Source organism: Chrysosporum bergii ANA360D (assembly GCF_029891735.1).
GTDB lineage: Bacteria > Cyanobacteriota > Cyanobacteriia > Cyanobacteriales > Nostocaceae > Umezakia > Umezakia bergii.
This window is the reverse complement of sequence record NZ_JANQDH010000073.1, coordinates 12,376-26,526: the sequence shown is the minus strand read 5'-3', so window position 1 is coordinate 26,526 and position 14,151 is coordinate 12,376. Positions and strand designations below refer to the sequence as shown.

13 protein-coding genes are annotated in these 14,151 nt (G+C 40.5%); 10 read left to right on the top strand and 3 right to left on the bottom strand.

Features of this window, described 5'->3' with window-relative positions; genetic code table 11:
- Positions 1-10 precede the first annotated feature (10 nt).
- Entirely contained in the window at positions 11-964 is a 954-nt protein-coding gene (locus tag NWP17_RS10890) for an isoaspartyl peptidase/L-asparaginase (protein ID WP_280654931.1), read from the top strand.
- Between the two features lie 129 nt (positions 965-1,093).
- Here NWP17_RS10890 and glmU read toward each other — a convergent pair whose 3' ends face one another.
- Both glmU and NWP17_RS10880 read right to left on the bottom strand, forming a co-directional pair.
- Positions 1,094-2,443 (bottom strand): bifunctional UDP-N-acetylglucosamine diphosphorylase/glucosamine-1-phosphate N-acetyltransferase GlmU, encoded by a 1,350-nt coding sequence (gene glmU / locus NWP17_RS10885; protein ID WP_280654930.1) that lies wholly within the window; start codon positions 2,441-2,443, stop codon positions 1,094-1,096.
- Positions 2,444-2,521: 78 nt separating this feature from the next.
- Positions 2,522-3,409, bottom strand: a complete 888-nt coding sequence (locus tag NWP17_RS10880; RefSeq protein WP_280654929.1) for a tRNA (5-methylaminomethyl-2-thiouridine)(34)-methyltransferase MnmD — start codon at positions 3,407-3,409, stop codon at positions 2,522-2,524.
- A 73-nt stretch (positions 3,410-3,482) separates the two neighbouring features.
- On the opposite strand from NWP17_RS10880, the gene NWP17_RS10875 reads away from it, so the two are divergent.
- Positions 3,483-4,304, top strand: a complete 822-nt coding sequence (locus tag NWP17_RS10875; RefSeq protein ID WP_280654928.1) for a sulfurtransferase — start codon at positions 3,483-3,485, stop codon at positions 4,302-4,304.
- Here the strand turns inward: NWP17_RS10875 and NWP17_RS10870 are convergent.
- Positions 4,291-5,130 carry a TauD/TfdA dioxygenase family protein gene (locus NWP17_RS10870; RefSeq protein ID WP_280654927.1) on the bottom strand — a complete coding sequence of 280 codons (840 nt, stop codon included), beginning with the start codon at positions 5,128-5,130 and terminating at the stop codon, positions 4,291-4,293. The genes NWP17_RS10875 and NWP17_RS10870 overlap by 14 nt on opposite strands.
- A 228-nt stretch (positions 5,131-5,358) precedes the next feature.
- On the opposite strand from NWP17_RS10870, the gene NWP17_RS10865 reads away from it, so the two are divergent.
- The 8 genes from NWP17_RS10865 (at position 5,359) to NWP17_RS10830 (ending at position 14,133) form a co-directional block, all read left to right on the top strand.
- Positions 5,359-6,090: an HAD family hydrolase gene (locus NWP17_RS10865; protein WP_280654953.1), complete on the top strand. Its 732-nt coding sequence runs from the start codon at positions 5,359-5,361 to the stop codon at positions 6,088-6,090.
- A 63-nt stretch (positions 6,091-6,153) separates the two neighbouring features.
- The gene (locus NWP17_RS10860; RefSeq protein ID WP_280654926.1) at positions 6,154-8,367 is read left to right on the top strand and encodes a DEAD/DEAH box helicase; all 2,214 of its coding nucleotides are present in this window, start codon (positions 6,154-6,156) and stop codon (positions 8,365-8,367) included.
- A gap of 81 nt (positions 8,368-8,448) precedes the next feature.
- Positions 8,449-9,039, top strand: coding sequence for a Uma2 family endonuclease (locus NWP17_RS10855; RefSeq protein WP_280654925.1), 591 nt, complete (start codon positions 8,449-8,451; stop codon positions 9,037-9,039).
- Between the two features lie 271 nt (positions 9,040-9,310).
- Entirely contained in the window at positions 9,311-9,895 is a 585-nt protein-coding gene (locus NWP17_RS10850) for a Uma2 family endonuclease (RefSeq protein ID WP_280654924.1), read from the top strand.
- A 66-nt stretch (positions 9,896-9,961) separates the two neighbouring features.
- Complete coding sequence (arsM, locus tag NWP17_RS10845) at positions 9,962-10,930, top strand: arsenosugar biosynthesis arsenite methyltransferase ArsM (RefSeq protein ID WP_280654952.1); 969 nt, start codon at positions 9,962-9,964, stop codon at positions 10,928-10,930.
- A gap of 54 nt (positions 10,931-10,984) precedes the next feature.
- On the top strand, positions 10,985-11,962 hold the full coding sequence (gene arsS, locus NWP17_RS10840) for an arsenosugar biosynthesis radical SAM (seleno)protein ArsS (protein ID WP_280654923.1): 978 nt from the start codon (positions 10,985-10,987) through the stop codon (positions 11,960-11,962).
- 362 nt (positions 11,963-12,324) lie between these two features.
- A complete protein-coding gene (locus tag NWP17_RS10835) occupies positions 12,325-12,939 on the top strand; it encodes a GNAT family N-acetyltransferase (protein ID WP_280654922.1) in 615 nt (204 codons plus the stop codon).
- Between the two features lie 642 nt (positions 12,940-13,581).
- Positions 13,582-14,133, top strand: coding sequence for a hypothetical protein (locus tag NWP17_RS10830; protein WP_280654921.1), 552 nt, complete (start codon positions 13,582-13,584; stop codon positions 14,131-14,133).
- Positions 14,134-14,151 lie beyond the last annotated feature (18 nt).

Here is a 14,151-nt window from a genome sequence, read left to right as displayed (position 1 = left end):
TTTATAGATAATGAATTCACAGGTGCAACCTAAAGTAATTATTCATGGAGGAGCTGGTAGTTCTCTCCAAGGTAAAGGAGGATTAGAGGCGGTGCGTCGGTCACTCCATACAATAGTAGAGTCTGTTTATGCTCTTGTATTGTCGGGTAAAACTGCATCTGAGGCAGTGTTGCTGGGTTGCAAAATGTTAGAAGATGACCCCCGCTTTAATGCTGGTACTGGTTCAGTACTGCAATCTGATGGTCAAATCCGCATGAGCGCTTCCTTGATGGATGGTACATCCGGACGTTTTAGTGGTGTAATTAACATTTCCCGGGTAAAAAATCCCATTGATTTGGTACACTTTTTACAAAATTCACCGGATCGGGTGCTTTCTGATTGCGGTGCTGCTGAACTAGCACGGGAGTTACAAGTTCCTAACTACAATCCTTTAACTGATTTAAGATTACAAGAATGGATACAAGAACGCCGGGATAATTTTAAAACCTCTATGGCTGGGGTGGTAGCAGAACCGGAATTAGGACAAAGCAGTAACGCTGGACGGGGAACAATTGGTGTAGTTGTTTTAGATTCCTATGGTAGTTTGGCTGTGGGTACTTCCACAGGTGGTAAAGGCTTTGAGCGTATTGGTAGAGTCAGTGATTCTGCTATGCCCGCAGGTAACTATGCTAATATTTACGCAGCAGTTAGCTGTACTGGCATTGGGGAAGATATCATTGATGAATGTTTAGCAGCCAAAATTGTGGTGCGGGTAACTGATGGTATGTCTCTTGAGGATGCCATGCAGCGATCATTTAGTGAAGCTAGTAAAAATCAGCGCGATTTAGGGGCGATCGCTTTAGATGCCACCGGAAAGATATCATGGGGTAAGACCAGTCAAGTATTACTTGCAGCCTACCATGATGGCTTAACCATTGCTGATACTCTGGAATGGAACAATGGGCAATTAGTTGGCTGTTGTTAACTGAGAAGGGGCTTGGAGTGATGACCTCACTTCCAGCCCCCCTAGCTGATAGCGAATTTTGACCAAGTGAGGTACATTTTTACTGGTACTGTATTAAGCAGCGAGCAGGAAGCCAGCACTACAAGATTGCTATGATTTTTGCTGTTGCCAATCTTGTTTAACTACCTGACGACTACGGGCAATTACTAAGGCATTATCAGGTACATCTTCTGTAACAGTTGAACCTGCGGCTACATAAACATTATCTCCTAATGTGACTGGTGCTACTAAAACACTGTTAGAACCGGTTTTAGTACCGTCGCCGATTTTGGTGGGATGTTTTTTCACCCCGTCATAATTGGCGGTAATAGTACCAGCACCAATATTTACTTTAGTACCTGTGGTGGTATCACCCAAATATGATAAATGTGCTGCGTTAGTCCTATCACCTAATTGGCTGTTTTTCAACTCCACGAAATTACCTACACGACAATTAGCACCCACTACTGCATGACCACGTAAGTGAGCATAGGGTCCAACTCGGCTTCCTGCTCGTACAATGCTATCTTTAACCACAGAATACTGCACTGTGACGTTTTCACCCAGTTGGCTATTTTCAATTAAGCTGCCAGGTCCAATGCGACTACCTGTTTGAATGGTCGTATTTCCCCGTAGATGGGTTTGGGGTTCAATAATTACATCAGGCTGTAACTCTACGGTGTCATCAATGGTGATGCTGTGGGGATCGATGAGGGTAACACCGGACATCATCCATTTTTCTTTGACTCGTTTTTGTAAAATTTCGTAGGCGTTTGCTAGTTGTAGGCGATCGTTGATGCCGAGAATTTCTTGGTAATCTTCCACATCAACAGCCATGACCTTACCAACTTGAGTTACGGCATCTGTGAGGTAATATTCTTTTTGGGCATTGTTGGCTTGTAGGTGGGGGAGAACCTCAGCTAAGTTATGCCAATGAAAACAGTAAACCCCAGCGTTAACCCGACAATTTTGTTTTTGAATATCAGTACAGTCTTTGTCTTCTACAATTCGTTGAACAATGTTGTCACTATCACAAAAAACTCGCCCGTAGCCTTTGGGTTGAGTTAATTTGGCGGTGAGAATGGTGGCTGCGTTGCCATTTTCTCGGTGAGTTTGTAATAGTTTTTCTAGGGTTTGGGGGCGTAATAATGGTACATCGCCATTTAGTACTAGTAAATCCCCGGTGTACCCCTCCAGGTGGGGTAGTAACTGCTGGATGGCGTGACCAGTACCTAGCTGTTGGGTTTGTTGGACAAATTCTACATCATGAGATTCTATTGCTGCTTCCACCAATGGGGCTTGATAGCCAACAATGACTATCCGCCGTGAAGGTGAAACGGGTTCTACACTGTGCAGAACTTTTTCCAGTAGCGATCGCCCGCCCAAAGAGTGTAAAACCTTGGGTAGATGTGATTTCATCCTGGTACCGCGTCCTGCTGCGAGAATTGCTACAACTACCATAATTTATTGATCAAATATAACAGTTTGATATATCTTAAAGGAAAACCAGCCACGGCAAAAATCAGGATTTTGATTTGGTCATAACCAGCGCTTTCGCCAATGGGAAGTGGGTTCTAGTGGGCTGTTGTGTTGTTCTTGTTGTCGCCGCATGATAATGATATGAGCAGGATCTTGTAATTGGTAATCCCGGTAGGGAATAGCAGCGCGAGTTTGCAAGTGTTCTTGTTCCTGTGCTGACAGAGGGGGGAGAGAATTTGAAAAGGATATTCCCGACTGTTGCTTTGGGTAAGCTGCAACTGTACCAGGCCATCGCCTACCCGCAGGGGGAGTAGAACCTATTTCCAACCCAGCAGCTAAGAGGGCTGTACGCACAGCAGCAGCACAAGAATAAGTTGCTAACAAACCATCAGGGTGTAAACACTGGGAAACTTTTTGGATAAATTCAATTGTCCATAACTGAGGACAACGAGGGGGAGAAAAAGGGTCTAAAAAAACTGCATCAGCTTGAAAGCCAGATTCATATACTTGTGTAATTGAGCTTCTAGCATCACCAATAAGTAGTTTGGCGTGAAGATAATCTGTTTGCACTTGGTGATTAAATGCTAGTTGGGACAAAATTGTGGTTTGTTGAGAGTTCCATGTGTGGAATAAATTCTGAGTGATGGTAGCTTGTGGGACGGCTGGATTTATTTCTAAGCCAATTAACTCCACGTAACAATGAGGATTTACTGCCCAAATAGTCTCCAAAGCGGCAGCTGTGTTGTATCCTAGACCATAACAAACATCTAATAGCCGCAAAACTGGTTTTTGGGCAGATTGTGTTAGTTGAGTAGGAAGCACAAATTTTAAAAAACTCTCTTGTTTAGCTCCAAAGTGACTATGAAACAATTCATTAAACTCTTGGGACTTAAAGGTAAATGAACCATCTGCTGTTGGTTGGGGTGTAAATTTTTCTATTTCTGACATATTAATTTTTGCAAAAACTCCATACAGGTAATTTATTTTTGCTTGTTCCCTGTTCTATTATTTTCAGTGATTTATGGCTAATACCCAATTTTTTGTTTCTCCGTCTTGGCTGTTGCAACATCTGAATGATCCACAGGTGGTGATTGTAGATTGTCGCTTTTCTCTAGCTGACCCACAACTGGGAAAACAACAATATCAAGGAAGTCACATTGCATATTCTCATTATCTGGATTTGAATCAGGATCTTTCCAGTGCTGTGGGTCAGCATGGCGGGAGACATCCTTTACCCCATGTCCAGGATCTAGCTGACAAATTATCAGCTATGGGTGTAAACTCTCAAAAAACTTTAGTAGTAGCTTATGATGACTCCCGCTTGGCTTTTGCATCTCGTCTGTGGTGGTTATTACGCTATCTAGGACATGAGCAAGTAGTGGTGTTAGATGGAGGGTTTACAGCATGGCAAAAAGCCGGTTATCCTGTAACAAGTGTGATTCCATCACTGAAGCCGGGTGATTTTATTCCCCAAATTATGACAAAATTGGTAGTGGATTTTGAGGATGTAAAAAGTCGCAAAGATTTACCGACAGTGGCTTTGGTGGATTCTCGATCAAGCGATCGCTACGGAGGAGAAAGAGAACCAATAGATAAAATTGCGGGTCATATTCCCGGCGCTGTTAACTATCCTTGGGCAGAAGTTACAGACGCTTCTGGTTATTTACTTTCCCCCTCACAGCAACGCCAACGATGGGACAAGTTAGCAAATGCTGAGGAAATTATAGTTTATTGCGGTTCTGGTGTAACTGCTTGTGTGAATTTGCTTTCTTTAGCACTAGCTAATATTCATACTGGAAAACTTTATGCTGGTGGTTGGAGTGACTGGATTAGTTATTTGTAGGGATGCTGTCTACCACTCCTACACGTAAAGCCACCCGCTTATATTTGCTCGCATCGTAGGGAATACCAGCGTGCATGACTTGGGAGTTGTCCCAAACCACAAGATCACCAGGCTGCCATACATGATGATAAACTGGTGTCCGATCTAGAACAGTTTGAAATAATTGTTGCCAGAATTGTTTAGCCAAATCTAATTTATCTTCCATACCCACAACAATTGATGTATCTGAGCCAAGATATAATCCTTTTTTCCCAGTTACTTGATGTGTGGAAACAATGGGGTGCGTTTTCATCGGTACATCGTCTCCTGGTTGATATGTTCTTGGTGGTAGATGATACATAGACATTTGCTGTAATTGCTGTTGATGTGCGGGTTCGAGATGGTTGTAAGCTTGTATCATGTCCAGGAAAGCTGTTGTGTTGGCGGGGGGTATTTCTACTCCATAAAGCATGACGACATATAAAGCATTCATATCTAAACCATCTGTTTTGGGAAGAAAATCTTTATCATGATGCCATTGCCAAGCAAACTTACCGATAATTTCTTGGCTATACCCTTGGGGATTTCCTAAAATAGATACACCAGGACTTTGTAAATCTAAATCAATGTTGGGGTCAACGGGTTTAGATGGATAATTAATGGGGGATTGACCAAAGGTTTTATCAGCAAATTCCTTTAACTGTGATGCAGTTAAATTTTGGTTTTTAACAACAATTACGCCATGCTCCCATAAAGCTTGTTTCAAATTACTGATCTGTTGAGTTGTAATTTGCGCTAGATTACATTTTGGTAATACTTCTACGCCCAGTCTCAAATGTTCTGCCATGGTCTGAAAACAGTTTTTCCTGCCAGAAAAGACTATCATGGTTGTTTTTTGGTCATGTCTTATTACTGACAGGGTGGATATGATTGTAATACTGCCTCAATGTATGATGAGTTCCATCTTCCTCAAGGGTGGGAAGGTTGAGTCATGTCAGGGATAGAGGCTTGTTTCCTTTGATTGTAGTGGACTGGCAAGGTTAAAATATTGCCAGGTTTGCTAGGGGGAAATATTTTGGTAACTATTCAATGTAGAAATATCAGTTTTGCCAATATCGAGGCGATTTTTTTTGATAAAAATGGTACAATAGAGGATTCCCAAGGATACTTGCGATCGCTCGGACAAAAAAGCGCCCGCATCATAGACGCGCAAATTCCCGGAATTGGGGAACCGTTATTAATGGCTTTTGGCATTAATGGGGACACCCTAGACCCAGCGGGTTTAATTTCTGTAGCTAGTCGTCGGGAAACAGAAATTGCCGCAGCTGCATATATTGCCGAAACTGGGAGAGGATGGTTTGAGTGTTTAAAAATAGCACGTCAATCTTTAGAGGAAGCTGAAAAATATCTCAGTACAACTCCCGCACCACTGTTTACAGGTAGTTTGGATTTGTTCAAGTCTTTGTCAGCAGCAGGGATAAAATTAGGTATCATTTCCGCAGCAACTACTGCGGAGGTGAGTGATTTTGTCATCCGACACCAATTAAGTGATTACATCCAGGTACAAAAGGGGGTGGATGAAGGACCAAGTAAACCGGACCCAGTATTGTTTTTACAGGCTTGTCAAGCTTTGGGGGTAGCACCAGGGAGTACATTAATGGTGGGAGATGCTGTTGGTGATATGCAAATGGCACGTTATGCCGAAGCCGCAGGTTGTATTGGTATTACCTGGGTTGGTAGGTCAGATCATGTCCAGGGTGCGGATGTGGTAATTCATAGACTAGATGAAATTTTAATTGGTGATTAGTCATTTTCTTCTGTGGTTAATGGAGGAATATATGTAGCGGATTTAATTGTGATATTCTAAATCATGCAGCAGCCTAACGCCAATCAAAAGGATGTCACCATGACTGAGAAGGAACGTAAGTTTATCACCAGTGAACCTATATCTAATGATAAACAAGATACTCATGATAAAATCTGGAAAAGCACTAAAGAAGGTTTTGCCCATCGGGACTGCATAGGATATTGGCGTTATCCCCTGTTCTCGAAAATAGGGGAAGTAAGAAAAGAACCAGATATTGTCATTGTGGATCGAGAATTGGGGTTAATTATTCTGGAAATCGAAAATATTACTATTGATCAGCTGGTGGGTATTAATGGTGATCAATGGGAATTTACCCAAGATACGATTATTCTGTCTAATCCTGCACAACGTTCTTATCGTTCATTATTAGCACTGTTATCATATTGCGATCGAGAAGATTCTATTTTCCGGAAAATTACGGGAAGGGCTGTAGTTGCTTTACCAGAAATCACCATGGAAGAGTGGCAACAAAGGGGGTTTGATCAAATACCCAATTGTCCACCTATCATATTTAAAAATAATTTGTACAAAACAGCTTTTTTTGAAAGAATTTGTCAATTACAGCCAACGGTTACAGGAGAGCAACTCAATGATGAACAATGGAAAATATTGCGCGCTGTTGTGAGTGGAACTCCTATACTTCGTAAGCCTTCGGGGGCTGTTCAACAGCATCAAAATAGAGCAGCTGTTCTTAATATTCTCAATGAATTGCTGTATGAAACTGATTTACAACAAGAACATATTGGTAAGGAAATTCCTCCAGGAGTCCAACGAATACGGGGAATTGCTGGTTCAGGTAAAACGGTTTTATTGTGTCAAAAAGCTGCCAATATGTATTTAAAGCATCCTGATTGGGATATTGCTTTAGTGTTTTTCACCCGTTCTTTATATGGACAAATTGAAAGCTTTGTTGACCGATGGTTAAAACGATTTAGTAATGGGGAGGTTGTCTATGATGAAACAGTAAAGAAAAAGCTAAAGATTCTTCATGCTTGGGGTGGTAGCAACCGACCGGGTTTATATTCAACCATTTGTGAAACACATGGCGTTTCACCTCTTCCGGCGATTCGTGATTTAAGTCCCAATGAGGGATTAGCTGAATGTGCTAAGAGATTATTAAATCAGACAGAAATTCAGCCTATATTTGATGCGATTCTCATTGATGAAGGACAAGACCTGGTGAGTGAAAATGAGAGGATGTTTTTCAAAGATAATGAATATAAGCAAGCTATTTATTGGATGGCTTATCAAGCCTTACGTCCTGTTAATAATGAATCTGCCGAGCAACGTTGTTTAATATGGGCTTATGATGAAGCTCAAAGTTTAGATAGTTTAAAAATACCAACGGCTAAGGAGTTATTTGGTAAAAGTTTGACTAATTTAGTTCAGGGAAACCATAGGGGGGGAATTAAAAAAAGTGAAATAATGCACCGTTGTTATAGAACTCCTGGAGAAATTATCACCACTGCTCACGCACTGGGTATGGGATTATTACGTCCTGATGGAATGCTACAAGGATTAACTAATAGGAGGAGTTGGGAATCAATTGGTTATGAAATTAAAGAAGGTCAATTTAATCCTCCTGGGCAAAAAATTGTTTTACATCGTCCCCCAGAAAATTCGCCAAATCCCATCCCTAAATTATGGCAAAAACCAGTGCTAGAGTTTAATATTTATGAATCTCGCAGGCAAGAATTAGAAGCTTTAGCGGAAAGGATTAAATATAATCTTGAGGAAGATGGACTAAAACCTAGTAGGGATATTTTAATAGTGGTTTTAGGTTCAGTTAAAGAGGCTCCTAATCTGGAAACAGAAGTGGGAGAGTTTTTGATCAAAAAAGGCATTGATGTTTACATTGCGGCGGCAAAAAGATTGAATCAGTTAAAGCCAAATTTTCAAGCGGGAACATTAAATCCAGATAGATTTTGGTGTGAAGGAGGGGTAACAATTTCTCGCATTCACCGAGCCAAAGGAAATGAGGCTAATATGGTTTATGTTGTTGGAGTTGATAAAATTGCAGAAAATGAAAGTGATCCTAATCTCAGAAATCAATTATTTGTTGCGTTAACACGCTCAAGGGGTTGGGCTTGTATGAGTGGTATTGGTGATTATGCTTTTTATCATGAAATTAACCAAGTAATTAAAAGTGGAGATACCTTTACATTCACTTACAAAAAACCTCCTAAAATCAATACAGGAGAAGAAATAGAGTCATAATGGTATCATGTTTTTGCCAACATATCAAGTTGAAATGTTAAAATAGAAATACCCACGATTTTCATACTTGCTAGAAAAGCTATGCAAAACCTAGAAACAACCTTACCTCTGCGCCTGTGGACTGTGGAAGAATATCACCGCATGGCTGAGGCCGGAATTTTTGGCGTGGACGAACGTGTGGAACTTTTAGAGGGAAAAATTATCTGGATGGTTGCTAAGGGAACAGCCCATCGGTCAGCAGTGGGGAGAACAGATTACTTACTCAAAAACCGTTTGGGAAATCGGGCGTGGGTATCTATCCAAGATCCCATTAAGTTAAATGAACGATCCGAACCAGAACCAGATATTGCTGTTGTTAAAGTAGATGCTTTAGACTACGCGGACCATCATCCTACACCACCTGAAGTTTATCTAATTATTGAGGTAGCAGATAGTAGTTTAAAAATAGATTGCGAGACGAAGGCGGAAGCTTACTCCCTGGCGGGAATTATGGATTATTGGGTGTTAGATGTGACTAAGGGTGAATTGTACGTTTTTCGGGAACCAACTCAGCAAGGCTATACAAGTGCTGTGGTTTTACCGGGAGATGCAACTATTTCACCTTTAGCTTTTCCTGATTTGCAAATTGTAATTTTAGAAATGCTCCCCCCCAGTTTAGGAGACTTGATCTAGCATTTCTCAATAAGCGTGGGGTACAAATCTAAATGATCTTGTTGTAGTGCGAGCATCCTGTTCGCTGCTTAATAGATGTTACCCGCTAAAAATGTACCTCACTTGGGCAAAATTCGCCATATAAAAGAATTAGAAGTTTTTTTGACCGAAATATCAACGGAGAGCAGAGCTAATGGCTTCAGACATGGGGGTTAGCCGTTGGCGATTTTAATCGCCTTCCCCATTCTTCAACTAGTTCGCTTGCACTAAGCTACATTTGGGAGAAATAACTATGACAGTTACAACTACTAATAAGATGACCTTTGAGGAATTTTTGGAATTTGATGATGGTACAGATAGTTTATATGAATTGGAGAACGGAAAATTAATACCTATGCCTTCTGAAAGTGAGCTAAATTCTCGGATAGCGATGTTTTTAGTCGCCTATTTTCTAAAATTAGGTATTCCATATTATCAGTTAAGAATGAAAACTGAAATTGCTGTGAATAGCCGTATGGTGGGGGTGCGTGTGCCTGATTTAGTGGTATTTTCTGAGGAGTTAGCCCAGGAGATGGAGGGTGCTACACGCTCTTTAATTTTAATGGATATGCCACCGCCTTTGTTAGTGGTGGAGGTGGTGAGTGTTAATCAGGCTAATCGTGATTATCGTTACAAGCGATCTGAGTATGGAGCGCGAGGAATTCCAGAATATTGGATTGTTGACCCGATTGAGCAAAAGGTGACGGTTTTGCAATGGGTAGAGGGTTTCTATGAGGAAAAGCTATACTTAGGGGGTGACAATATCGCCTCTCCTTTGTTTCCTAGTCTCAAGTTGACTGCTACTGAAGTTTTGCAAGGTTGCTCTGCTGCGCCCTAAATGAACACAGGGGATCACATTAGGAGGCGTGCGATGGACACCACACAATACTCGACCCAAACCATCATGAGTTATTTAGAAACAGCAGCGCAGTTTTACAGTCAAGTTGCCCAAGAACCAGAAGTAGGGCTTTGTTGCGTCCAAAGTACACCCATACAACTACCAGGATTGAAAATTCCTCTGGCAATGCAGGAAATGAACTATGGTTGTGGGACAACTGTTCACCATGCTGAACTTGTCAACCAACCCACTGTGTTATATGTGGGTGTTGGCGGTGGGCTAGAGGCGCTGCAATTCGCCTATTTTTCTCGTTATCCAGGTGCTGTAATTGCTATTGAGCCGGTGGTGGCTATGGGAGATGCGGCTGCACGTAACCTAGAAATTGCCGCTACAGAAAACCCCTGGTTTGACACCAGCTTTGTAGAAATTCGTGAAGGTGATGCTTTTAATCTACCCGTTGCTGATGCTAGTGTTGATATCGTAGCCCAAAATTGCCTTTTCAATATTTTTGCACCAGAAGATTTAACCCGTGCTTTAACAGAAGCGTATCGAGTGTTAAAACCGGGTGGGCGTTTGCAGATGAGCGATCCCATTGCCACTGTTCCCATTCCTACACATTTGCAACAGGATGAGCGACTACGTGCCATGTGTTTATCAGGGGCGCTCACTTATGAAGAGTATATAAGTCATATCATTAATGTTGGTTTTGGTCAAGTTGAAATTCGCGCCCGTCGTCCTTACCGTCTTCTAGATTCTCAAACTTACAAATTACAACAACATCTTCTGTTAGAAAGTCTGGATTCTGTGGCTTTTAAAGTGGAAGTTCCCGCAGATGGCGCTTGTATCTTCACAGGTAAAACGGCAATTTATGCCGGTGCAGAGTCTCTTTTTAATGATGGGGCAGGACATCTGCTTCAACGTGGTGTACCAGCGGCGGTGTGTGACAAAACGGCGGCTAAACTTGTAGCTTCTCACTCTACAGAAGTCATGATTACGCCTTCAACCTGGCACTATGGCGGTGGTGGTTGCTGTTAAGAAAAATCTATGCGATCGCTGTAGCATACTACAATAATAATGCAATAAAATCAAATGTCAACTACATTATTCAAAAGTAAACTTAGTTCTTCTTTGAATAAAAAAAGCATTTCTGTTTTACAAATTAACTTGGGTAGGCGGTGTAATCTGGCTTGCATACACTGTCATGTTGAAGCCAGCCCCAAGCGAACTGAAGAACTTTCCCCAGAAGTTTGCCAACAGTTAATTACTTTAATTCACCAATTCCCAGAAATTCAGATTGTAGATTTAACTGGTGGCGCACCAGAAATGAATTATGGATTTAAGCCATTGGTAGAAGCTGCAACAGTCGCAGGTAAACAGGTAATTGTCCGATCCAATTTGACCATTTACTTTCAAGATGGGTTCAGTGATTTACCAGAATATTTTGCTAAACACCAAGTTAAAGTTGTGGCTTCTTTGCCTTGCTACATGGTTGATAATGTTGATAAAATGCGTGGCAGTGGTGTTTTTGATGCTTCTATTAAAGCCTTGCAATGGCTAAATAAAGTCGGTTATGGGCACAAATCAAATTTAATCTTGGACTTAGTATATAATCCTCCATTACCCACCAGTGAAAAATTTTCCTTAGCACCTGAACAAACTAAGCTAGAGCAAGATTACAAAATCTTCCTGCAACAACATTTTGACATAGTGTTTAACAACCTATTAACGATTACTAACTTGCCTGTTGGCAGAACTAAAATGTATTTAGAACGGAAAAAGCTTCATGATAGATATGTGCATTTTTTAGAGTCCCACTTCAATCACAGTACAGTTGAACATTTAATGTGTCTTCACTACCTGTCAGTGGACTACTTGGGTAATGTGTATGATTGCGATTTTAACCAAATGATGAATCTCCCTGCTAAAACTGGCAATGGTGAATGGTTGACAGTTGCTGAGTTGCTAAAATTGGGCAGTTTAGATGTGATTAATGAGATTCAGACAGGTAACTACTGCTATGGTTGCACTGCTGGATGTGGTTCCAGCTGTGGAGGGGCTTTGCAGTAAAAATTAGAAATCGTTTTGACTATGGATGTAAACAGAGTCAATGACTATATTAGCATATTTTCCGGAAAAAATTTCTCCGTTACCAAAACTGTTACTAGTGTTCTGCCAGTTTGGCATTAGCTTATGATAGTACTTAGTTAAGCTCCTCACACTACACCAAAAGCCATACAACATGAAGTTGTATGGCTTTTTATTTTTGAGTTTGATAACCAAACAGCACTACAGATAACTACATATAAATCTTTTCCCTATATTTTGGATTAAACAAGCCGTATTAAGTTAAAATTTCAATGCTGACTCAATTCTGACTCAATTATTTGAGAAATTTCCCTGAAGTTAAATCAATCAATACTAGAATAGCCTTGACATCTTGGTTTTTTCATCCTGACCACCACAAGCCAGTCATATCTACCGCCAAACAAGCACGTGGGGAATTCCAAATTCTCGCGGCTACAACCGATGATTTGATTGGTGTTGCCCATATTATTGCCGAAAGCTTTCACGGACATGATGGTTTTTGGGGATGGGCTTTTCCGCTTATACGTTTTAGTATTTACGAAGACCTCAAACATCGCTTGTCATCACCAGCACCCCATCATATTTGTTTGGTTGCTGTTGATATTAGTACTGCTTCCAATCCTCGTTTAGTGGGAACAGTAGAGTTGAATGTGCGTTTCAATGATTCCTGGGGACACACTGGTAAGAGTTTTCCCTATCTTTCTAATTTAGCCGTTCATCCCCAATACCGTCGGCATGGTGTCGCTTCACACCTACTAAGCACCTGTGAAAAATTTTCCCATGAGTGGGGATTTCATGACTTATATCTCCACGTATTGGAAGATAACCATCAGGCACAGCAACTGTATTTTAAATTGGGATACAAGGTGCATAAATTAGAATCTAGTTGGAATACATTTTTGTTCGGAGGTTCTCGGCAAATCTTGCTGCATAAACACGTCAGTAAAATTTTTTATTAAAAGTATATAATATAACTCTTTTTGATTAATACTGAAGATATCCTCTTGTTATTGTTCGGGGTGACTGGAGGTTATTTGATATTGAAAATGTAATAATACTGATTACCTAGACTTATACTTAAGTAAACCTATGGCATTTACCTCAATAACCTTAAGATAAATTAGTGTTTATACGTAACTAAAAAGAGGGGATAAATCCAACAAAACAATTCTTGTTTGCTCAACAATATAGTCAGAAGAAAAGTTGAGAGTTATTACTGAGGAAAACCTTCACTCTAGTAACTTGATATTATATAAATATATGGACTAAATATATGTATTTTACTTGGGCATAATACTCTAGGCTAATTCGATGGAATTATTCAACAGTAAATACTTCAGGATATAAAGGATAAACAAAATTAAACCACCGTGAAATTACGCTTAATAAGCTTTCCAGACATGATCCTAGGTTTGTACTGATTCATTCAGCTTTATGAAAACTTTAAGAAAAAATAGCTGAATTGTGACGACAAATTGAGCTAAATCCCATAGAATATAATCAATTATTAATTACTAATCTAATTTAGTCCTTTAGTATCATATTTAGTAAATTGCTCTTGCTACATAACACCAGCACATTATCTGCAACTTAAAGAAAATATGGATAGCGAAAGCTGCCAACGCTATCAAGCTGCTATGGTATCAAATTACTACTCTGACACTGTTATCCTAGACCATCTCATCATGACAGATGGAACTGAGCAGTCATGCGGATCGGATGTCCTCACACTTCTACACAGTGGTAAAATTTTCGTTGTTAATAGTCGTAAGCGCAACGGTTTAATACTCTTTAAACCCTATCATGCCGAATTTGCCGGGCCTGGTGCTGCTATTGGTGGGAACTACGATATGGATTGCGAAAGAGTATTACCTATAGGTAACTTGTCTTTATTAACAGCCGAAAATCATGAGGCTCGTCAGAAGGCTTACTTAATTAGGCGACAGTGGATTAGGTTGATCAAGCAAATTACAGAAACCCACTCTCCTCAGCAGCGTATCCAAAAAATATTAGATCAATTTGAACAGTACTTTCCGTTAGAAACGGTGGAGCAAATACCTGATATTGTTTTTGCCCTTTTAGTCGGGGTATTACCACAAACGGTAGGAATAGTGCGCCGTTTGGGTAATGAGTGGAATGGCAAATTTAACTAATCCATTCTCTGGGGAGGA